The 22,093-nt window shown below is 61.7% G+C and carries 19 protein-coding genes and 1 pseudogene; 15 read left to right on the forward strand and 5 right to left on the reverse strand.

Going from position 1 to position 22,093, the window contains the following annotated elements:
- The first annotated feature begins 25 nt into the window (after window positions 1-25).
- Both ACVW16_RS06420 and ACVW16_RS06425 read left to right on the forward strand, forming a co-directional pair.
- Entirely contained in the window at window positions 26-2,674 is a 2,649-nt protein-coding gene (locus tag ACVW16_RS06420) for a type I secretion system permease/ATPase (protein ID WP_456802317.1), read from the forward strand.
- Window positions 2,661-4,085 (forward strand): HlyD family type I secretion periplasmic adaptor subunit, encoded by a 1,425-nt coding sequence (locus ACVW16_RS06425; protein ID WP_456802318.1) that lies wholly within the window; start codon window positions 2,661-2,663, stop codon window positions 4,083-4,085. Before ACVW16_RS06420 ends, ACVW16_RS06425 begins: the two co-directional genes overlap by 14 nt.
- Before the next feature lie 128 nt (window positions 4,086-4,213).
- Here ACVW16_RS06425 and ACVW16_RS06430 read toward each other — a convergent pair whose 3' ends face one another.
- Complete coding sequence (locus ACVW16_RS06430; protein WP_456802319.1) at window positions 4,214-5,710, reverse strand: undecaprenyl-phosphate glucose phosphotransferase; 1,497 nt, start codon at window positions 5,708-5,710, stop codon at window positions 4,214-4,216.
- A 720-nt stretch (window positions 5,711-6,430) separates the two neighbouring features.
- Here ACVW16_RS06430 and ACVW16_RS06435 point away from each other — a divergent pair.
- On the forward strand, window positions 6,431-6,637 hold the full coding sequence (locus tag ACVW16_RS06435) for a hypothetical protein (RefSeq protein WP_456802320.1): 207 nt from the start codon (window positions 6,431-6,433) through the stop codon (window positions 6,635-6,637).
- Between the two features lie 958 nt (window positions 6,638-7,595).
- Here ACVW16_RS06435 and ACVW16_RS06440 read toward each other — a convergent pair.
- Window positions 7,596-7,964: pseudogene (locus ACVW16_RS06440) on the reverse strand (VanZ family protein).
- 1,126 nt (window positions 7,965-9,090) lie between these two features.
- Between ACVW16_RS06440 and ACVW16_RS06445 the strand changes: the two are divergent.
- From ACVW16_RS06445 to ACVW16_RS06470, 6 genes are all read left to right on the forward strand, one after another.
- Window positions 9,091-11,163, forward strand: coding sequence for a hypothetical protein (locus ACVW16_RS06445; protein ID WP_456802321.1), 2,073 nt, complete (start codon window positions 9,091-9,093; stop codon window positions 11,161-11,163).
- 90 nt (window positions 11,164-11,253) lie between these two features.
- Window positions 11,254-12,297, forward strand: coding sequence for a TAXI family TRAP transporter solute-binding subunit (locus ACVW16_RS06450; protein WP_456704489.1), 1,044 nt, complete (start codon window positions 11,254-11,256; stop codon window positions 12,295-12,297).
- Complete coding sequence (locus ACVW16_RS06455; RefSeq protein ID WP_456735655.1) at window positions 12,294-12,914, forward strand: hypothetical protein; 621 nt, start codon at window positions 12,294-12,296, stop codon at window positions 12,912-12,914. Before ACVW16_RS06450 ends, ACVW16_RS06455 begins: the two co-directional genes overlap by 4 nt.
- A 36-nt stretch (window positions 12,915-12,950) precedes the next feature.
- Entirely contained in the window at window positions 12,951-13,550 is a 600-nt protein-coding gene (locus tag ACVW16_RS06460; RefSeq protein WP_456704491.1) for a DsrE family protein, read from the forward strand.
- A gap of 138 nt (window positions 13,551-13,688) precedes the next feature.
- Window positions 13,689-13,928, forward strand: coding sequence for a hypothetical protein (locus ACVW16_RS06465; protein WP_456704492.1), 240 nt, complete (start codon window positions 13,689-13,691; stop codon window positions 13,926-13,928).
- A gap of 36 nt (window positions 13,929-13,964) precedes the next feature.
- Complete coding sequence (locus tag ACVW16_RS06470; RefSeq protein ID WP_456735656.1) at window positions 13,965-14,363, forward strand: hypothetical protein; 399 nt, start codon at window positions 13,965-13,967, stop codon at window positions 14,361-14,363.
- Between the two features lie 69 nt (window positions 14,364-14,432).
- On the opposite strand, the gene ACVW16_RS06475 is transcribed toward ACVW16_RS06470, so the two are convergent.
- A complete protein-coding gene (locus ACVW16_RS06475) occupies window positions 14,433-15,002 on the reverse strand; it encodes an SET domain-containing protein (RefSeq protein WP_456735657.1) in 570 nt (189 codons plus the stop codon).
- 196 nt (window positions 15,003-15,198) lie between these two features.
- Entirely contained in the window at window positions 15,199-15,921 is a 723-nt protein-coding gene (locus ACVW16_RS06480; RefSeq protein ID WP_456735658.1) for a TetR/AcrR family transcriptional regulator, read from the reverse strand.
- Window positions 15,922-15,988: 67 nt separating this feature from the next.
- Between ACVW16_RS06480 and ACVW16_RS06485 the strand changes: the two genes are divergently transcribed.
- From ACVW16_RS06485 to ACVW16_RS06505, 5 genes are all read left to right on the forward strand, one after another.
- Complete coding sequence (locus ACVW16_RS06485) at window positions 15,989-17,425, forward strand: carotenoid oxygenase family protein (protein ID WP_456735659.1); 1,437 nt, start codon at window positions 15,989-15,991, stop codon at window positions 17,423-17,425.
- Between the two features lie 52 nt (window positions 17,426-17,477).
- Window positions 17,478-17,960, forward strand: a complete 483-nt coding sequence (locus tag ACVW16_RS06490; RefSeq protein ID WP_456738713.1) for an MAPEG family protein — start codon at window positions 17,478-17,480, stop codon at window positions 17,958-17,960.
- Window positions 17,961-18,035: 75 nt separating this feature from the next.
- Window positions 18,036-18,611, forward strand: coding sequence for a hypothetical protein (locus ACVW16_RS06495; protein ID WP_456704498.1), 576 nt, complete (start codon window positions 18,036-18,038; stop codon window positions 18,609-18,611).
- Between the two features lie 13 nt (window positions 18,612-18,624).
- Window positions 18,625-19,179 carry an inner membrane-spanning protein YciB gene (locus ACVW16_RS06500; protein ID WP_456704499.1) on the forward strand — a complete coding sequence of 185 codons (555 nt, stop codon included), beginning with the start codon at window positions 18,625-18,627 and terminating at the stop codon, window positions 19,177-19,179.
- Between the two features lie 118 nt (window positions 19,180-19,297).
- The gene (locus ACVW16_RS06505) at window positions 19,298-19,594 is read left to right on the forward strand and encodes a hypothetical protein (protein WP_456735661.1); all 297 of its coding nucleotides are present in this window, start codon (window positions 19,298-19,300) and stop codon (window positions 19,592-19,594) included.
- Window positions 19,595-19,633: 39 nt separating this feature from the next.
- On the opposite strand, the gene ACVW16_RS06510 is transcribed toward ACVW16_RS06505, so the two are convergent.
- Complete coding sequence (locus ACVW16_RS06510; protein ID WP_456735662.1) at window positions 19,634-21,289, reverse strand: fumarate hydratase; 1,656 nt, start codon at window positions 21,287-21,289, stop codon at window positions 19,634-19,636.
- Between the two features lie 245 nt (window positions 21,290-21,534).
- Here ACVW16_RS06510 and ACVW16_RS06515 point away from each other — a divergent pair, with 245 nt between their 5' ends.
- The gene (locus ACVW16_RS06515) at window positions 21,535-22,014 is read left to right on the forward strand and encodes a hypothetical protein (protein ID WP_456735663.1); all 480 of its coding nucleotides are present in this window, start codon (window positions 21,535-21,537) and stop codon (window positions 22,012-22,014) included.
- Window positions 22,015-22,093: the final 79 nt, after the last annotated feature.

Consider the following 22,093-nt stretch of genomic DNA (forward strand, 5'->3'; position numbering starts at 1 on the left):
GGTAGCCGCGAAAGGTTGAGTAAAAATGGCGATCCAGAATGGAAATGCCCACGCCGAGGATCTCGGGTTTCGATCCCTGGCTCTGTTCCTGCGCCTTCATGGCCTCAACGCCGAGCCCGACCAGCTCCGCGATCGCTGTGGAGAGAGCGCAATCGGCATCCATGCGATGTTGCGCTGCGCCCGCGATTTCGGGCTGAAGGTCAGTTCGCGCACGACACGTTGGAAGCGGCTCGCAGGCATCCGCCTGCCCGGAATTGCAGCGCTGCGTGATGGCGGATTTCTGCTGCTCGGGAAGGTTGAGGGCGATGCGGCGCTTGTGCTGCATCCAACCGCGTCACATCCGAAGTTGATGCCGCGTGCGGAATTTGAGGAAATCTGGGACGGGCGGTTGATCCTGGCCGGCTCTCAAAGCCTCGCCGCTCGGGCACATCATGCCTTTGCCGGTCTGATTGCGCGCGGGCGTGATCTGGTTGGCCAGGCCAGTGACGCCCTGACGCGTGCCTATTCCGCCGATCGTCGCGAGATGCCTGTCCAGGAGGCGGGTCCTGAGCCTGAGAGTGGCGATCAGTCGGGGCTCATTGCGGTGGCGATATTGCTGCGTTGCCATGGCATTGCGGCCGACCCGGAGCAAATTCGGCATCGCATGGGGGCGTCGCGGATCGGTGTGATCGAAATCCTGCGTTGTACCAGGGAGTACGGGCTGAAGGCGCGTGCACAGCGGTCGAGCTGGAACAGGCTTGCCGTTACGCCGCTGCCCGCAATCGCCGTGCTGCGCGACGGCGGCTTCCTGATCCTGGGCAAAGTCATCGACGACAAGCTTCTTGTTCAGCGCCCATTGTCCCCCCGACCCGAGTCCATGACCCAGGCTGAGCTCGAGGTCATCTGGGACGGCGACATCATTTTGATGACCCGGCGCGCCGCGCTGACGGATCTCTCCCGGCGCTTCGATATCAGTTGGTTTCTCGGCGCGGTCCACAAGTATCGCCGTCTTCTCGGCGAAGTGCTGATCGCGTCGTTCTTCCTTCAGGTCTTTGCGCTCGTCACCCCGCTGTTCTTCCAGGTCGTCATCGACAAGGTGCTCGTGCATCGAAGCATCAGCACGCTCGACGTCCTGGTTGCGGGCCTCGTGGCGTTGACCTTGTTCGAGACCGTTCTCGGCACGTTGCGCGTCCATCTGTTCGCGCACACGACGAACCGCATAGACGTCGAGCTCGGCGCCCGGCTGTTTCGCCACCTGATGGCGTTGCCGATCGCGTATTTCCAGACGCGCCGGGTTGGCGATTCTGTCGCACGCGTTCGCGAGCTCGAGAACATCCGCCAGTTCCTGACGAGCTCGGCGCTCACGCTCGTCGTCGATCTGTTGTTCACCGTCGTCTTCCTGGCGGTCATGTTCTACTATTCGACGTCATTGACGCTGATCGTTCTGGCATCGTTCCCGTTTTACATCGGAATTTCCGTCGGGGCCGCGCCGCTGTTTCGCCGGCGCCTCGATGAGAAGTTCAATCGTGGCTCGGAGAATCAGGCTTTCCTGGTCGAGAGCGTGACAGGGGTCGAGACGCTGAAGGCGATGGCGGTCGAACCGCAAATGCAACGCCGCTGGGAGGAGCAACTCGCCGGCTACGTCGGTGCGAGCTTCCGCGTGCTCAGCCTGAACAATACGGCGAGTCAAGCGGTTCAGATGATCAACAAGCTGGTCACCGCCGCGACGCTCTACTTCGGCGCAAGGCTCGTGATCGGCGGCGACTTGACGGTCGGCGAGCTGATCGCGTTCAACATGCTGGCGGGACGGGTGAGCATGCCGGTGCTTCGGCTCGCGCAGATCTGGCAGGATTTCCATCAGGCCCGTCTGTCGGTCGATCGTCTCGGCGACATTCTCAACACCATTCCCGAGCCAAGCTTCAGTTCGGCCCGCGCCGCGCTGCCGCCCATCCGCGGCAAGGTCACGTTCGAGCATGTAACCTTCCGCTATCGCGCTGATGGGCCCGAAGTGCTCCATGACGTATCCTTCGGCATCGAGCCCGGCCAGTTCGTCGGTATCGTGGGCTCTTCCGGCTCGGGCAAGAGCACCATCGGCAAGCTGATCCAGCGTCTCTACGTACCGGAGAGCGGACGCGTGCTGGTTGACGGCGTCGACCTCGCGATGGTCGACCTGACCTGGCTTCGACGTCAGATCGGCGTGGTTTTGCAGGAAAACGTGCTGTTCAATCGCTCGATTCGCGAGAACATCGCGCTCGCCGACCCGACCATGCCCATGGAGCGCGTCATCGAGGCAGCGTCACTCGCCGGTGCTCACGACTTCATCCTGGAGCTGCCCGAGGGTTATGACACCATCGTGGGCGAACGCGGGAGCAGTCTATCGGGTGGACAGCGACAGCGTGTCGCGATCGCTCGCGCACTCATTACCAACCCGCGCATCCTTATCCTCGACGAGGCGACCAGCGCGCTCGATTACGAGAGCGAGCGCGCTATCCAGCAGAACATGAAACGGATTGCCGCTGGCCGTACTGTATTCGTCATCGCTCATCGGCTGTCGACCGTCCGCAATGCGAACCGAATCATCACTCTCGAGCATGGCCGCATCGTCGAAGACGGCAGCCATGATGAGCTGATCCGCTCGAACGGGCGATACGCCAACCTCCACTACCTGCAGGCCGGTATCCATGACGTCCGCTAGCCGAAATATTGTTACGTTTCCCAGAGCCCAGGTTCGACGGCGTGAGCATGAGATTGCGTTTCTGCCCGCGGCGCTCGAGATCACCGAATCGCCACCGTCACCGATCGGTCGCGCGATCGGGGCGAGCATCATCGCGATTTTTTGCGTCGCACTGCTGTGGGCGTCGTTCGGCAGCGTCGATATCGTTGCCACCGCGACGGGCAAGATCGTGCCCGGCGGGCGTACCAAGCTGATCCAGCCGTTCGAAACGGGCGTTGTTCGCGCCATCCACGTACGCGACGGACAGAGCGTCAAGGCCGGCGACGTCCTGATTGAGCTCGACCCGACGATGACGGAAGCCGATCAGGAACGCCAGAGAAGCGATCTCGTTGCGGCCGAACTCGACGTTGCGCGGCTGCGCGCTGCACTCACCGACGATCCGCTTGCCGCCTTCCGAGCACCGCAGGACGCGAGCGCCGCGGAGATCGAGATGCATCGGCAGTTTCTGATCAGCCAGCGCGCCGAGCAGAACGCGAAGCTCGCCGAGATCGAGCGCCAGCAAGGTCAGAAGGAAGCGGAGCGGGCGACCACGTCGGCGAGCGTGGCGAAGCTCCAGGCGACCATACCGGTGCTCCAGGAGCGGGTCGACATTCGCAAGGGTCTCGTCGACAAGGCCCTGGCTTCGAAAGTTGTCTATCTCTCCGAGTATCAGGAGCTGGTCGGTCTTCAGCAGGATCTGGTCCTCCAGCAGAGCAGGCTCCGCGAAGCTGATGCCGCCATCGCCTTGCTGAAGGAAACGAAACAAAAGACTGCCGCGGAGTATCGGCGTGCAACCTATGACGCACTTGCGAAAGCCGAGCAGAAGGCGGCGAACGCTGCGCAGGAAGTAGTCAAGGCGGAACGGCGCACGAAGCTTCAGCATTTGACTGCGCCGGTCGACGGCGTCGTGCAACAGCTCGCCGTTCACACGGTGGGAGGCGTGGTGACGCCGGCGCAGGCACTGGCCGTCGTGGTTCCGAGCGAGAGTCAGCTCGAGATCGAGGCCATGCTCTCGAACCGCGACATCGGATTCGTCCATCCCGGACAGAAGGCTGAGATCAAGGTCGATACGTTCAATTTCACGCGCTATGGGCTGCTGCACGGGGACGTGCTCAGCGTATCGACCGACGCCATCACGCGGGACAGGCAGGGCGGATCGAACGACCGCGCGCCGGGCACAGCGCAAGGCAGCAGCGAGCCGAAGGGCCAGGAACTGGAATATGCGGCGCGCATTTCCCTCGACCGCACGCACATGCAGGTGGAGGACAAACTCGTCAAGCTCGGCCCGGGCATGGCGGTAACGGTTGAGGTCAAGACCGGCGCGCGCAGGATCATCAGCTACCTTCTCTCACCCCTGGCGAGATACAAGCAGGAATCGCTGCGAGAGCGGTAGAAATGAGTCGACTGAGCTTGCGGCCTTTCGCGGTCGGCGGTCATCCGCGGCCCGCGGCAGCATCAGGGGATCGCGAGATACAAACCGGAAGGGGCCGCGATTACTAAAGGTCGGCTAAAGCCAGCGTATCAATAGGCATTCCAATAAGCTTTTTTCGAAATGAAGGTCATGATCATGATTTTGAGGTCGAGAAGGACTGACCAGTTCTCGATATAATACAGATCATGCTCCACCCGGCGCTGCATCTTCTCGAGCGTATCGACATCACCACGATACCCGTTGACCTGAGCCCAACCTGTAATGCCCGGCTTGACGTTGTGGCGGCGGGAAAATGACGAAATCAGCTCATTGAACAACTCGTTTTGCGAGGTTGCGTGCGGACGAGGACCGACGATCGACATGTTGCCGATCAAGACATTGAACAATTGCGGAAGCTCGTCGACATTGGTCCGGCGCATAATACGTCCAACACGGGTCACGCGCTGATCGTGTCTGGTGACCGGTTTGAATTTGTCGCCACCCTCCATGACGGTCATCGATCGGAATTTTAACACGCGAATGGGCTCGTTGTTGTAGCCGTGCCGTGTCTGTCGAAAAAACACCGGCCCACGAGACTCGAGTTTGATTGCGAGCGGAACAATTACAAAAAGGAGGCTGGTTAGAACAAGGCCCGCGCTTGCAACGGCGATGTCCAGTCCCCTTTTTATTGCTCGGTCGTAAGGAGTGAGCGGAGATTGGAATATCCGCATCGTCACCATATTGCCGAACTGAGTGATCCGCGATACGGCCATCAGATCCATGGACCCAACAGGCACGACGTGAACGTCTACTGGCAAGTCTGATAGGGCGGCGGCAAGCGCGCGAGCAGAGCCAAAATCTGATTCTGAAATCAAAATGACAACGTCATCCACCCGGAGAGGTCGGCAGTCCGCGACCAATTGGCGGACATCAGGTGGTGGCTGGACGGTGTCGGGGGGCGCCCGAACTGAGGAATCGGCGTGAGCCCGCGGAAAGTCGAACGAGCGGATGGTCCGAATTCCGGTGGCGTTAACTCGCGCAGCAAATTGCAAGCAATGACCCGGATCTCCTATGAGGATAACGCGCCTGGCATCGATCAACCCAGACGCAATTGCAGGCTGTAGAACTGAAAACCATATTGCCCGTGTGCAGAGCACCGTAAGAAGAACGCTCCCAGCCTGGACGATGACAGTCGCCCGCGAGTAATCCTCAGAGATTTTCAGAACGAATATCGTCGAGACGAAGAAGGAGAATACGAGGAGGACGCTACTCGCGCCGCTCGATAGAAAAAGGTGACGGGGCTGCGTCAGGATTCGGGAATATTGCCGAAGTCCTATGGAAACCAGCAACTCCAATGTGGAAATCAGAAGGGATTCCTGAATGTACCTGGCGGAAGTCGGTGACTGCAGCAGGACCAATCGATGATAGAGGAGAGCTGCGAAATAGGCCGCACCGGTTACAAGCAGGAACTCGGTACCTGCCGCCAATACCAATAGAGCAGCCAATCTCCTCTTTCCAACGCCGCCTGCGGTCGTCCTGCCATCATCGAACGAATGTGACTGAAGCTTGGGAGAGGCCGGCAAATTGGTGAAGGACGCATAAGTCATGGCAGTCCGCCGCCCGATCACTCGCAACTTAGGCCGAATTAGTACAGTGCGGGTCGCGGGATGGAAATTGGCAATAACTGGATGGGTACGGGCAATAAGTGGGTAACCACGAGCTCATTGAGCCGTGGTCGAGCAGCTCAGCCATTTGGCTCTCGCCCTCATAGATCCGGACGGCTCTTCCGCGAGGGTAACCTGCGTCATATCCGCGCCTGCGCCCCTGTGCGAGGTGATGCATGAAACGGCAGACGGAAGCATGCCGTCAGGGGTCTCGAACTCCGACCAGCCCATGTGCCGACTTTTCTGGCTGCGCTAGACTGCCCATCCACGCCCGACGCACTTCCCGGTAGAAGCGGTTGAGCGCAGGGTAGTTGTGCGGCCTGCCGTAGTAGTGTCGACCATGAGGCGAACGTGAAAACACTCGTCTTTGGTCCGCCTTCGGGATGCCCAATTACTTGCCCCTCCACGAGAGGCATTCTCATCCTCTCGCACCAACAAATGCATACGGCCGCGCAAAGTTCTTCATGAGGAAATACTGAAGGATCTTCATCGCTTGCACGACGAATGGCGGATCGGCATTCTCCACTACTTCAATCCCAGTTGGCGCACACGAAAGCGGCCTCGTCGGAGAAGAACCGGTGGGCGTTACCAGCAACCTATTACCGCTTGTCGCGCAGGTAATAGTTAAACGGGCCCCAAAAGGTGCCGATCTGGGAGGCTACTATGACACCACCCGTACGTGACTTCATTCATGTGATCGATTTCGCATCTGAGTATTTGAGTGCCTTGCGCGAGCAGCTCAGGCAGCCCGGTATGCTCACCGCCAATCTTGTAACGGTCAGCGGCGATAGCATCCTGGACGTCGGTCGCACATTCGAAGCGCTCCGGCCCAAGGTTGGCCGACCACCTGAGCCGAATCGCATGAGCTGAATTCGGGACGAGCCTCGGTAGCCGGCATACCGTCCATCAGAGGTAGCTCGTAATGACCCGAAATCTCCGCGCCGGGGAGCAAGCCTGTAGGTAAGATGCTATCGCCATGGGGATCTGCGATGCCACACTATCGTGTATACGTTCTGGACGAACACGGCCGATTGGGGGGCGTGGTCAACCTTAACTGCCCGGATGATGCTTCCGCAACCGAGCGGGCCGGGCGGTTGGCGGATGGTCATGAGGTTCAGCTTTGGCGGCTGGTCGCCGAGCTCAAATTTGACGACCCGCAGCACCGAGCCAAGCGGCGGCGAACCATCCGGGCACCAATGCACTGAGCGCTCGATTGAAACCCGCGCGATCGCCTCGGGACAGCTCCGCTTAAAACTTCGCATGCGGTTCGACTGCGAACCACTCGCCGGCTCGCGCTGGTTCGAGAGCAGCCCAGAGTGCGGCCGCTCAGCAAGACCAAGCGACAGATGGGCCGCCGCAGGCGGCAAAATCAGGAACGGGAAAATAAATCAACTATACATTCCGATCCCGCCGATCGGCACCGCGCTCACTGCGCGCCATGTCGCGGCGGCAATTCGCGAACGTCTGCAGCAATCACAGCAACCCGAACGTCCTGCTCTCCCATTATAAATCCCCTCGCTCGCGCTTAAACGGCCCCTGCCCCACGAAGTCGGTAGACTCGGGATCACAACGCGACTTCCTCGTTGGACGCCTACTGCCGCCGACGCATCCCGACCTTAGCACGTTGCGCCGCCTGCCGGAGGCCAGGACGTCGCTTCCATGGCAAATATCTCTGCCGCGAAGGCGACAGGAACATCACCGGGACACGGGTAACACCATGACCGTCGCAGCGGCTGACGTGCGCCAAGCGGCCCCCGCGCTTTAGAAAAGGTGTGATCCCGCTGGGCCGTGACTTGCAAGAACCCTTGGACGGGGCAGATCAGTCTGCTCATCTAGGACGGTCACGTGTCGATCCGGTCGGGCTCTTCGCCAAATCGCGCCACCATCCGGCGAACAGCGCGAAGCCAACACCGGCGGAGAGCGCATCGAACCACAAAATCCTCAAATCTCGCGTGCCGTCCCGGCACCCATAGTTGGATGATTTCAATCAGGCCGATCAGGACAACGGTGACCGCTGAAACAGTCCAGCGTCGTTGCGGATAGGCGAGCCCGAACAAAATCCCGACCAGCAGGAAGGAAAGACGTGATCGCCTTGTTGTTCGAGAACAGGGTGAGGCCGAACGTCCGGAGGTCCGAGCGTTACGAAAGTGACTGCGACCGCGAGCAGCCACGCTGCGAGCCGAAGAAGAGCGGCAATAACCACTAAAGCGCCTCGATTGATAGCCCCAGGCGCTTCATTTCTGAGCGTCGATTTCAAGAGCATGCTCCTTTACCCACCGCAAAGGCAACATCAATACTCGTGCCCCTCTCAGCAAATATTCTTCGTAAGCTTGCGCCCTTGCCGCGAATTGGGCGATCGAGTCGGCTGGAGCAACCCCAGCTTGATCAGATCGACCTGCCACTTTCCACGCTGAGCTTATGGCGCTGCAGCAGGGCTGTTCGTGTGCAGTAGCATTCGTCCCGGCCGGAACGCCGGTTACTCTGGGGCAGTCCCGAGTGCTGCGGACACCAGTTCGACCAAATTCATGCCTCGCCTAAACGGTGGAACACCAAAAGTTATCACCTCCTCCTGACACATGCGTGCAGAATTCAGTCCTCTAAAGGGATTGATCGGACGCTGAGCCACGATCCAGACGTGGCCTCCTGCAACTCCTCGACGCTGCGGGATTGCGCGCTCTGGAGCGGCACCCGCCGGACCAGGTGCAAACTCATTGGACGCTCGGCATACAACTTTAAATAGCTGCTGATACAGGCTGCCCGACAGCGAGTCTCCATCCATGGCAGCTGGATTAAAGCGTTGTTTCTTGGCAAAGGTTGAGGCAATGAAATGGCGGTCCAGGAAGGCGCTACCCTGGGGCCAACTTGTCGATTAGTCGCACGCAGTCCATAGAATGGGACCGCAAAACCCTGAGCGGCTGGGTAGACCTCCAGGGAAAGCCGGCGAAGGTCTCAGCAGACCGGGAAACGATCCTTGCCCATGCGCCCGGCCTTTGTGACGTGCTCACCCGGGAACTCGACCGCTATCGGGCATTTTCGAGAAGCTCCTGCCGTTCTTCAAACAGCAAAAGTCAGATTTCTCGCAAGGTTGATTGTGTTGCACGTGACGAACCCGCTTGTTTCGGCAAACGGCCTACCAACCGTGTGATCGCAAAATAAACGGGAAGAACTTTGATCTGTTTACGGCTTCGATGATTGGGACAATCCGTAGCCTAATCCAAAAGTGGTGGGGAGGGTCCTCCATGCGAGTTATATGATTCGCGTAAATATGGAGAGCATAATGATGCATCTGATGGAAGTCGCCTCCGCGCGACAGATCATTGCAGATGGGTCGCACCGTCATGCTCAACGAGGAAGTGAATATCTCCCTCACACGGGGAAGATGTGCCCTCCTGTGGATGGCAGCGGCCATGCTCGTTATGACATGGGCGTCGGAAACGGAGGCTTCCTCGGACCAGGCGTGGCACCTCGCACATGCGCAACAGGCGACGACTGCCCGCAATCCCGGTTTTGACGAGTTCGAGGCGTTGCTTCCGCGCCCAGGCGGCAGCGAGAACTCCATGCAGGTTGCGCAAGCGACGACCAGCGACACAGGAGCCCCTCAGCAGCCTCCGGAACAGCAACGCGACCGGGCCCGATCACTATCCTGCGAACTTGCCCTTGCAAAGCGCGACATCGAATTGCTGCAACATCTCGAGCAGGAGCGCGATCGGGCCAAATGGCTGGTGCAGGGTCTTGACGCTGCGCGGCGCGAGGTCAAAGCCGAAAAGGCGTTGACAGCGAAAGCGGTCGAGGAAGCTTCCCGACTAAAGGAAGCTTCCCGGCCGAATCAAGCGGGGGAGAGTGGCGCTGCTGAGCTGCGGGCATCGCTACAAGAGGAGCGCGAGCGATCGGCGCGGCTGGAGCAGGATCTCGCAGCCGCCCGGCGCGATGTCGAAACCCAGACTACTTTGGCGACGAAAGCAAGTGAGGAAACTTCCCGACTGAAACAGGCAGGAGAGACCGAAGCCGCGGAGCTACAGAAGGCCCTACAGCAGGAGCGCGCGCGAACGGCGCGGTTGGGGCAGGATCTCGAAGCCGCGCGGCAAAACGTCAAGTCCCAGGCTGCCTTGCTGGCAAAAGCAAACGAGGACGTTTCGCATCGAAGTCGGGCGGCGGAGGCTGGTGCCGCGGACTTAAGGCAATCAATGCAGAAGGAGCGCGAAAGGGCCGACGCGCTTGCGCATGATCTTTCTCTGACGCGAAGCGCTATTTATGCATACCAGGCGCAAACCACGCTATTGACGAAGGCCAGCGACGACACGTCGCTGCAAAAATCGGGAGACGGTCGTGACTTCGGCGAGTTGCAGAAATCCGTGCAACAGGAGCGGGAGCGGACCGGTCAGCTCGAGCAGGCGCTCGCGGCCGCTCGACGAGACATCGATGCGCAGACGGCGCTGGCCGCAAAGGCGGGCGACGAGGTCGCCAGGCTGACGCTAGCGGCAAAGGCTGACGCCGAAGAGCAGAAACGGTCGATACAGAAGGAGCACGAGAGAGCCGATGCGCTGGCGCAGGATCTCTCGATGGCCCGCAGCAAGATCTACGCATACGAAGCTCAAGCCGCCCAAGCCAGTGAGGAAGCGGCACAGCTCAGACGAGCGGCGAGCGATACGGCCTCGCTGGAGCAATCGCAGCAGCGGGAACACGAGCGCGCTGAACAGCTATCTCAGGATCTTGCGAAAACGAGCCGCGAGCTCGACGCACAGACCAGAATGGCGTCCAACGCGAGCGAGGAAGTCACACGGATCAAGCAGGCCGCCGAGCGCGACTCGGCCGCGCTGCGGAGCTCATTGCAGCGCGAGCGCGAGCGCGCCGACGGATTGGAAAGGGATCTGGCGTTGGCGCGTCAAGATAACGGCGCACTCGTGGCGAAGGCTCCCTACGCCGCGTCTCCGCCGGCTACGACCGGCAAGGCAGTACGCCAGGAACCGGTGTCAGCGCCGGCGCGGCCAATCCAAAACCGGCCTGTCCAAGACCGAGCGGTCCAGGACGGAGCGATCCAAGACGTGGCCGTCCAAGACAAGCCGGTCAAAGATCAGGCCATAGCGGCGCGCAGCCAGGGCGATGCTCAGGTCAATCCTAACGACGGGGTGCAAGCGGTGAAATTGATCGCGCGCGCCAGCGCGCTGCTTGAACAGGGAAACATCGGCGCGGCGCGGATCGTGCTGGAGCGCGCCGCCGAGCTAGGGAGCGCGCAAGCAAGCTTCCTGCTCGCGGAAACCTACGATCCGCTGATCCTTCGAAATTTTGGAACGTACGGAACGCAAGGCGATCCCACTAAAGCGCAGACTCTTTATGCGCGGGCCGAGGCTGGAGGAATCAAGGAAGCGAAAACGCGAGCGGAAGCGCTGCGCCGATAGCACGGTCTGGTGAGGCGATCTCCAAAGCGACGATGCAATCAAGGATCGAAAGCGCCGCCACGGCCGCCGCATGTGTAGAGGAGTTGGTCGATGAAAAGGCTTACAGGATTGCGTCGGCTGCTCTTGCTCGCGGCGCTCGCACCATTGCTCCTGACCCCTCAGCTCGGGGCAGATGCGCAGCCGCAAGATATACGACCGCGCAAGGTTCGCCTGGCGCGGCCCGAGCCGCCGCTGCCACGGCCTGAGGTGGTCTCCATGAACGCCTGGACGGTCGGCCTCGCCGGGGGTCTGCTCGAGGGCGCACCAATTCGCCTCGCGGCCGAGATCGCCCGTGTGGTCGACGATGGGGATAACCTGCATGTTCTGCCGGTCGTCACTCGCGGTGCCGCGGAAAACCTCAATTCCCTGCTCTATTTGCGCGGCATCGATGCGGCCATCATCAACTCCGACGCGCTCGAGGAATACAAGAGCCAGGTTCCGGACATCCAGCGACGAATTGCGTATGTCCTGAATCTATTCCCGTCCGAGCTGCATATTTTCGTTCGACCCGAGATTCGGAGCTTGAGTGATCTCGCCGGGAAGAAAGTCAATTTCAATACGCAGGGCACCGCTGCGGCCTATTCGGGGCCGCTGATCTTCAGCCGCCTCAATCTCGACGTCGAGAAGACGTTCATTCCGCACCAGATCGCACTCGAGCAGATGCGCAAAGGCGAGATGTCCGCCGTCGTCTTCATCACATCGAAGCCGGTGGATGCTTTCGTGCGAGGCCGTTGGGAGCCCGGCTTCAAGTTCCTGCCCCTCCCATACGAGAGCAAGTTCGAAGACTACTATCTTCCCGCCAGCCTCGATGCGACCGACTATCCCAATCTGATCAAGCAGGGCGAACGCGTTTCAACGATCGCCGTGCCGACTGCATTGGTCGCTTTCAATTGGCCGGCAAAGTCCAATCGCTCTGAGCGCGTCACACGCTTCATCGATCACCTATTCTCCCGGATCGACAGATTGCAGGCCCCCGGCTTCGATCCGAAGTGGAAATCCATCAACCTCGCTGCGACGGTTCCGGGTCTCGCGCGCGTCCCTGCGGCGCAGGCATGGCTGGATCGGCAGCCTCGCGCAACACAAGCATCACAATGAAACGCGCCGCGATCCTCCTTCTTGTTGCACTCGGCGGTACAGGCCGCATTGCGCTGGCCCAGGATCCCGCGACGGAGCTGCGTTCCTGCCTTCAGAAGGAACACGCGGACCGCCTGGGGTGTCTGAATAAATTGACGCGTTCCATCGCGCCTCAAAATGGCATGACGCCCGAAGACGACTGGATCGTCAGCCTGACGACCTCCCCCATAGACTACTCGCCGATCGCGACCGCTACGACGTCGTCACGCAGCGGGGCCGGCGAGTCCACGATGCAATTATCGATCCGCTGCCGCGCTGGCCGGACGGAACTGGCGCTCGCGGGCCCGGGCATCTCACGCGGAAGCGGTGATGATGCAATTTCCTATCGCGTCAACGACAATCCGGCAATGCAGGTCGCAGCGGCCGCGCCGGCCTTCGGTCCTGGCGTCGCGTTCGCGGGCGATGTTGTTCGCCTGGTGCAGTCGCTTCCGGACGGCGGGGACCTTATCGTCCTCCTCTCGGCAAGGGGCGGGTCTGCGCATGACGGAACGTTCTCCCTCGCCGGGCTGGACGCGGCGCGCGCGAAGATGGCCTCGGCATGCAGGTGGCCGCGCGCGATTGCAGCACCTAATCATTGATGGCGAACAGATGATCTTGTTCGATGGAGGCACATAATGATCAACTTTCATCTTAATGCCAAAGCGGCCGCGATGGCAGCGTTCGCCACTCTGCTTGCTGCATCGCCTGCGGGCGCGGAGCAAGGCGGCAAGTACTGGACGCCGGCAGACGGGCAACCCGCCCTGTACAGGGCGAGCCATGCGAGGCAACACATAGTGAAGCAGACGACGGCGAGGCGAAAACAGTCCGCGTTTGCCCGGATGGATGATCCGGCCGCAACCAAGAAGCAAGAACATCACCTGATCCTTCAGGTGAATACCAATGACCCCGCCGCGATGAATCTCGCGCTCAACAACGCAACCAACGTGGCGGAATATTACAAGGACGCCGGCGAGAAGGTGAAGATCGAGGTGGTGACGTTCGGGCCCGGCCTGCACATGTTGCGTGAAGACACATCGCCGGTAAAGGCGCGCATTGAAGAGATGGCCCTGAGCACGCCCGAGGTTTCGTTCAAGGCCTGCGGCAACACCCGGGAGAAGATGCAGAAAAGCGAGAGCAAGGACATACCGATTGTTCGGCAGGCGGAGGTCGTGAAGTCGGGCGTCGTGCGCGTGATGGAATTGCAGGAAAAGGGATGGACCTACGTCAAGCCGTAAGAAAAGGTTCGAGCCTGCTCGCACGGGCGCGGAAGCCGCTGAAGAACAGATGATTTCGCGTACATCGCGTTCATTACCCCCGAGGTAATCGAACTGGGTCCCGCATCGGCGCATCTTCGGTCATGACAGGAGATGACCATGATCGCACTGCTGCTCTACCGGACCCTTGCAGACTACGTGTTGCCTCGCATCGCCTCTTGGGCCGTCACGTTCGCGGCTCGGATGCTGGCCCGGGGACTCAACATGCCCGAGCCGCTGGTGCACTCGACGGGTGACTATGTCGTCGCGCAGGTCACGGCGCTCGAGCACAGCGTCGGCAGGAGCCTCTTCCCCGTCCTCAGCCGGCTGCTCCGCGCCTGGTGGCGCGGACTGCACTGAGTTCCCCCGCGCCCAACCCAGCCAAAGAGACCTCTGATGATCGACGCATCCACCTTCCTGCGCCGCGCCCTGCTCGCCGACGCCCTCTTCAGCGGCGTTGCCGCACTCGGCTTCACCGTCGGCGCCGGTACGTTCGCGACGGTATTCAACCTGCCCGAAGCGCTGTTGCGCGAAACCGGCCTGTTCCTGATCGCCTACACCGCACTGGTGGGGTGGCTCGCCTCGCGCACAGTGGTGCCGAAGCCGCTCGTGCTGCTGGTCGTGGTCGGCAACGCCGCCTGGACGGTCGGCAGCATCGCACTGCTGTTCTCGGGCACGGTGTCACCGAACCTCGCCGGCGAACTCATGATCATGGCGCAGGCAATCGCGACCGGCGTATTCGCCGAGCTGCAATATGTGGGCTTGCGAAAGAGCGGGAGCGCAGTGGCTGCCTAAACAACAATGTACCCCCATGTCCCGCCTTCGGCCGGGCATGACGGTGGGCCCAAAGGGGCGACGCGCGGGTTATGCCCGTGCGCGGCTCTTTTTGGCAACGGCATGGCCGTTGAGCTTCTTCTTTTTGGCACCCTTCTTGAGACTCTTGGCACCCGTCTTCTGCGCCTTGCGCTCCGCGCGCGCCTTCACCTTGGCACGTTCCGCACGCGCCTCGGCGCGCTGCTTCTTGCGCTTGTTCTCACAGGAAGGGCACTTGCAGCCGATCGGCTTGAGATAGGCTTTGAAATAGTCGGTGCCGTAATCATAGTTGATCTCCTCGCCCGGCTCGATGTTCTTGATGGCGCGGATGAACACCTTGCGCTCGCGCGGGCGGACGTCGGATTCCGCGTTGGGCCGACAGGAATGGTTGATGTAGCGCGCGAGATTCTTGCGCACCGAGCCATCGATGGTCCAGCGGCCGTTGAGCTCGAACAGATATTTGTTCTCGATCTCGTCGTGCTCAGGAATGCGGCAGTCCAGGATCGGCCCGAAATAGCGGATGATCCGGGTGCCTTTCTTGATCGGCATGGTGGCGAAGAGGCCAAGTCCGGTCTTGGAGCGGCCGACGCGATAGGATTTGCGGGAAGCGATGGCTGGCATGATCGAGAGGCATGAGGACGCAAATAGGGCCGGATGCCCCAAGCGAAGCCGCTCTTCTAGAACGATTCCGCGCCGCTGTCAGGTCTATCTCACCGCGCTCAGGCCTTGCCCACAGTCAACTTGCCCATAGTGAAGGTGTCGATGGCTTGAGTTCCGCAAGACACGGGCGGTGCCTGTCACATTCCGTTGGCCAGCGTCAGGTCGGCAGCCTCCCCGCCACCGTCGACTTCAGGATCGCTTCCAGCAGTTGCTCGGCCGTCGTGCCCGCGGGCAGCCGTTCCAAAATATCCTCTAGCCGCCCGTCGAGCAGCAGCATGGTGAAACCGTGCACCATCGACCAGGCCCGCGCGATCGCCGCGCCCTGCTCGACGGTCAGGTTGTCGCCGCGGATCGGCTCCTGGCGCATCGCGCCGATGGCATTGGCAAGTCCGGCAAAAGAGGATTCCGCCGCCTCGTGCAGCGAGGGCCTGGAATAGTCGAGCCGCTCGGTGCGGAACATCAGACCGTACATGCCGGGATGGGCCTGAGCATAAGCCACATAGGCTTTCGGTCGCGCCAGCGCCCGCTCCAGCGGCGAAGTGACCGCCTCGCAGGACGCGGCCATCGCCGCGTTGAATTGGCGGAAACCGATCGCCGCGAGCTCACTGACAAGCCCCGTGAGATCGCCAAAATGATGCGTCGGGGCCGCATGCGACACGCCAGCCTCGCGCGCCACCGCGCGCAGCGTCAGGCCGGCGAGCCCGTCGCGCTCCAGCACTCGTTCGGCGGCCTGGAGCAGAGCCTCGCGCAAGGCGCCATGGTGATAAGGCGCCTCGTTCTTCACACTCGCCGGGCGGCGAGCCGGGCGAGGTGACGAGGGTGTCTTCTTGGGCGCGCGCGCGCGGCGAGCCGTTTCGCTTTTGGTATCGCTCTTAGCCATTTACAAGCTATATGACGCAATATTGACAGTGTAAAGATTTCACTTGACGTCAGCAGCGATCAGCCCTATGCCATCTTTACGCTGTAAAGATAGGGGATACGCCGTGTTTCAGGATGCGACCGCCGAGCGCCGCAACAACATCGCTCCGATTCCGTTCGAGGCGGACGCGCCTTTCCTCAAGATCATCGGCGAATTGCCGCGCGAGCTGAACGGCACGCTTTATCGCAATGGTCCCAATCCGCAGTTCGAATCCCCTGGCGCACACTGGTTCGTCGGCGACGGCATGCTGCACGCCTTTCATCTCGAAGACGGGCGTGCCTCCTACCGCAACCGCTGGGTCCGGACGCCGAAATGGCTCGCCGAGCACGATGCCGGCCGGGCGTTCTTCGGCAAGGGCTTCGGCAACAGATTGCCGGACGCGCCCGCCCATGTCACCGACGGCGGCGTCGCCAACACCAACATCATCTTCCACGCCGGCAAGCTGCTCGCGCTGGAAGAGGCGCATCTGCCGACCGAGATCGAGCCGGGCACGCTGGCGACGCGCGGCTATCATAATTATCAGGGCCGCGTCGCCGGCAGCTTCACCGCGCATCCGAAGATCGACCCGGTCACCGGCGAGCTGGTGTTCTTCGGCTACAATGCGGCGGGGCCGCTGACATCGGCGCTCTCGTACGGATTAATCGATGCGTCCGGCAAGGCAACGCGCTTCGAGAGGTTCGAGACGCCCTATGCCAGCATGGTGCACGACTTCATCGTCACCGACAATCACGTGCTGTTTCCGATCCTGCCGCTCACCGGCAGCAAGGAGCGCGCGATGACCGGCAAGCCGCCCTACGCCTGGGAGCCTGAGAAAGGAGCCTATGTCGGCGTGATGAAACGCAACGGATCGAGCAAGGACATCGTCTGGTTCCGCGGTGAAGCCTGCTACGTCTTCCACATCATGAATGCGTGGGAAGAAGGAAATCGCATCATCGCCGACGTCATGCAATTCGACGAAGCGCCGCTGTTTCCGCATCCCGACGGCTCGCCCGTCAAACGTGAGACACCGTTCGCCCGCCATTGCCGCTGGACCTTCGATCTCGCGGGGAATACCGACCGCTTCCAGCAGACTTATCTCGACGATCTCACCGGCGAATTCCCGCGCGTCGACGATCGCCGCGCGGGCTTGAAGAGCCGTCACGGCTGGTACGCCTGCGCCAATCCGAAGGCGCCGATGTTCGGCGCGCTGTGCGGCATCGTCCATGTCGATGGCACCGGCAAGCGGCTCGGCCAGTATCTGCTGCCGGGCGGCGACACCATCTCCGAGCCGGTCTTCGTCGAGCGGTCGAAGGATGCGCCCGAGGGCGACGGTTGGTTGCTGGCTGTGGTCTGGCGAGCGCGGGAGAACCGCAGCGACCTCGCCGTGTTCAACGCCACCGACATCGAGGCTGGCCCCGCCGCTCTGGTGCAGCTCGGCCATCGCGTGCCCGACGGCTTTCACGGCAATTGGGTGGAAGCGCAATAGCCCGCCTCCTCGCCACTCCGGCACTGCGGACCCATCATCAGCGAGACCGCGCATGCACGTCCCCGCGATTACCGCAAACTATCTCGCCGTCCTGGCGCTGATCTACGCTGCGCTTGCGCTCCAGGTGATCCGGCTGCGTCGGAGCAACGGTGCCGCCTTCAACGACGGCGGTAACGAACGCCTGCGCAGTGCGATCCGCGCCCATGGCAATTTCATGGAATACGTCCCCATGATCACGCTGATGATCGCGTTTCTCGAAATGTCCGGCGTATCGCCGTTGCGCGTTCATTTGCTGATGGGGGCCCTCGTGCTGTCGCGGCTGTTGCATCCTCTCGGCATGTACGCGACGCCGGGCTCGCGCAGATTCGTGATCTGCCGCGGTGGAAGCATCTTCCTGACCATCGGTCTTCTGGTCTCCAGCGCGCTGACCATCCTGTCGCGCCTGCCCTGGGCTGCCGTCGCCGACGAAATATCCGACCAAGCCATTGCAGCAATTCAGTTTTTACAGGTCATTCACGTCATTTTGACACTGTAAAGATTTTGCTTGACCCGGCGCCGGCCCTGAACTACCAATCTTGACATCGTAAAGATGGCTTCGATCGAGGCGAACATGACGATCTTCCTGATCCTTGCTCCCTACGGCGCCTACACCTTTCTGATGCTCATGACCTCGGCCACGATCTCCGTATTCGCGGCCTGTGCGATCTGCCTCGCCACGATCGCAATCGACGTTGCGCGCGGCCGTTCTGTGAAGATCCTGGCTGCGGGTTCGGCGATCCTGTTCGCCGGCATCGGCCTTTTCCTCGCGCTGCACGATCCCTGGCTCAGCACGCTCGGCGTCAAGCTCTCGGTCGACATCGGCATCTTCGTCATCTCGCTCGGCTCAATGCTGGCGCGCCGCCCGTTCACGCTGCAATACGCGATCGAATCCGTGCCGGCCGAAACCGCGGCGATGCCAGGCTTCCTGACTGCCAACTACTTCATCACCGGCGCATGGACCCTGGCTGCTCTTCTGATGATGGCCGCCAACATCGTGCTGCTCTACTTCCCGGGCCTGCCGGTTTGGCTCGGCATCGCCGTCGCTTTCGCTGCCCGCAACAGCGCGATCTATTTCACCAAATGGTATCCCGAATATCGCCAGCTCAAGTATGGTGCGCCCGGTGGCGCGCTGCCCGAAGTCCAGTGAGACAGGATCGACAATGAAGGACGCATTCGCCCGCCTCGCCTCCGACTTCCTGTCGGCCATCGTCTTCCTGGTGATCTATCTCATCACCGACAACGTCATCCTGGCGACGTCGGTGGCGATAGCAGGCGCGATCGCGCAAGTGATCTATGCCCGCGTGAAGGGGCGCGAGCTCGGCTACATGACCTATGCGAGCCTCGCGCTCGTCGTCGTGCTCGGGACGGTGACGCTGCTGACCAACGACCCTCGCTTCATGTTGGCAAAGCCTGCGATCGCGCATTTCGCGATCGGCGCGATCATGCTCAAGCGCGGCTGGATGCTGCGCTACATGCCGCCGGTCGTGGTCGAGACCGCGCCGGAATATGTCACCGCTGCGGGCTATGCCTGGGCGGCGCTGATGTTCGTCCTCGGCGCCGGCACGATCGCCGTCGCCTCCACCGGCGACCTGAAGCTGTGGGCGTTCTACATCTCGGCGGTCGCAGGCGGCGCCAAGGCCCTCGCCTTTGCCGTGCAGTACGTGGTGTTCAGGCTGGTCGTCACCAGCCGCCGGCGCGCTGCCGCCCGCGCCTGAAGGACCCCAGCGGGCGTTGAAGGGCCGTTAGGAACCCGCCCCGACTTGCGCTATAGGCTCAGCCCAGGACTGGCTGTGGATCATCGCAGCCCGCCGGGATCATGTTCGGGAGACGCGAATGGCCGTGGACGGCAACTGGAATCTCACCATGTCGACGCCGATGGGCGAACGCCAGGCAACGCTGAGCCTGAAGACCGCGGGCGGCACGCTCACGGGCACGCAGGGCGCGGACGGCAATACCGCCGATATTTTTGACGGCGCCGTCTCTGGCGACAACGTCTCCTGGAAAGTCTCGATCACCAATCCGATGCCGCTGACGCTCGAATTCACCGGCACGGTTGCCGGCGACAGCATCAGCGGCGAGATGGGCATCGGCCCGATGGGCAGCTTCCCCTTCACGGGCACGCGGGCTTAGGCCTCTACCTCGCCCCGCTCTCGCGGGGCGAGGTGACGACTAGCCCAAATTCAACTCCTTGAAGAAGTCGTTGCCCTTGTCGTCGATGATGATGAAGGCGGGGAAGTCGACGACTTCGATGCGCCAGATCGCTTCCATGCCGAGCTCGGGATATTCGAGCACCTCGACCTTCTTGATGCAGTGCTCGGCGAGGTTCGCCGCCGCGCCGCCGATCGAGCCGAGATAGAAGCCGCCATATTTCTTGCAGGCCTCGCGCACCGCGGGCGCGCGGTTGCCTTTCGCTACCATCACCATGGAGCCGCCGGCGGCCTGGAACTGGTCGACGAAGGAATCCATGCGGCCTGCGGTGGTCGGACCGAACGCACCGGAAGCGTAACCCTCGGGCGTCTTGGCTGGACCGGCATAGTAGACCGGATGATTCTTGAAATAGTCCGGCAGCGGCTCGCCCTTGTCCAGGCGCTCGCGCAGCTTGGCATGCGCGGAGTCGCGTGCGACGATCATGGTGCCGCTCATCGAGACGCGCGTCTTGATCGGGTACTTCGAGAACGTCGCCAGGATGTCCTTCATCGGCTGGTTGAGGTCGATCTTGACCACCTCGCCGCCAAGCGACTCCTCGACCTCAGGCAGATACTGCGCCGGATTGTGCTCGAGCTCTTCGAGATAGATGCCGTCTTTGGTGATCTTGCCCAGCACCTGGCGATCGGCCGAGCAGGACACGCCCAGCCCGATCGGCAGCGAAGCGCCGTGACGCGGCATACGGATCACGCGCACGTCGTGGCAGAAATACTTTCCGCCGAACTGCGCGCCGACGCCGAGCGACTGCGTCATTTTGTGGATTTCCTTCTCCATCTCGACGTCACGGAAGGCGTTGCCATCGGGCGAACCGTGGGTCGGCAGCGCATCGAGATAGCGGGCAGAGGCGAGCTTCACCGTCTTCATGCAGAGCTCGGCCGAGGTGCCGCCGATCACGATGGCTAGGTGATACGGCGGGCACGCCGCGGTGCCGAGCGTCAGGATCTTCTCCTTGAGAAAAGCGAGCAACCGGTCCTTGGTCAGCACCGAGGGCGTGGCCTGGAACAGGAAGCTCTTGTTGGCGGAGCCGCCGCCCTTCGCCATGAACATGAACTTGTAGGCGTCGTCGCCCTCGGCGTAGATCTCGCACTGTGCCGGCATGTTGTTGGCAGTGTTCTTCTCCTCGTACATCGACAAGGGCGCGACCTGCGAGTAGCGCAGATTGCGGCGCAGATAGGCATCGCGCGCGCCTTCCGACAGCGCCGCCTCGTCGTCACCGTCAGTGAGGACGTTGCAGCCCTTCTTGCCCATGATGATTGCCGTGCCGGTGTCCTGGCACATCGGCAGCACGCCGCCGGCCGCAATGTTGGCGTTCTTGAGGAAGTCCAGCGCGACGAACTTGTCGTTCGGGCTTGCCTCGCCGTCCTCCAGGATCGCGCGGAGCTGCTTCAGATGGCCGGGACGCAGATAATGGTTGATGTCGCCGAAAGCCGCCTCGGACAGCGCCCGCAACGCCTCGCGCGACACCACCAGCATGTCCTTGCCCAGGACCTTCTCGACCCTGACACCCTCGGACGTGATCTTCTTGTAGGGCGTCTCGTCCTTGCCCAGCGGAAACAGCGGGGTGTGCTTGTAGGGCGGCACGGGCTTCGAGGCGTCGGGGAAGGCGGTTGGTGCGTTCATGAGGCAAATCTCGGGGTTCGCGAGCCCTCGTTCGGGCCCTGGCTGAGAAGCGTTCTAAGCTTTTTTACCGCAAAGGGAAGGCGTTCTGGCACGGCCGGAGCATCCCGATTCGGGCCGCGGCAACCGCTTTGGTGGCCGGCTTCGTCGATGGGTGGTGTTGATCGTGCCCAACGGAGGCGGGTTGCACCCCCTTGCACTTCGCGCGCGGCAACGGTTGAATGCGCGCCCTCAAGGGGCTTTTCATCATGATTTTCAGATTGGACTTTCGGGGCGCGATGTTGGTCGCCGCCGCAATCACCGGCCTTTCGACGCTTGCCTCGCCTGCGCGCGCGGACCAGTGCGACGACATCGCAAAGCAGCTGGCCGGCGGCATCGACGGGCTGAAGGTCAATTTCAAGGCCGCCAACATCATTTACCTGACGCATCCGGCGGCAAGGGAGCTTTCGCTCGGCTGCCGCGCGCGGGGACAGGCCTATTCCAACGAGCTCTACGCCAAGGGCGACCGCAAGCCGACACCGCAGTTCTATGATCTGGTGGGGTCGGCGGCAGCGATCATCTTCACAGTGACGAAGGACGACACCACGACAGGCGCAACGCGCTGCCTGAAGCGCATGGGCCTCTTGCGCGGCGACAAGATCACGATGCGCTACAAGCGCCTCAACATGGAATGCACGCGCACCAAGACGGACGCATCGATCGCGATCACGCGGCTGAAGGACGAGTAGCGCGGCGCTTTCACGACAGACCCGGTGCGCATGGGGTCTAGATACCGGTTGCTGCACACCCCGTCAGCGCGAGTTGAGC

The sequence above is a fragment of the Bradyrhizobium sp. USDA 4474 genome (genome assembly GCF_054057515.1).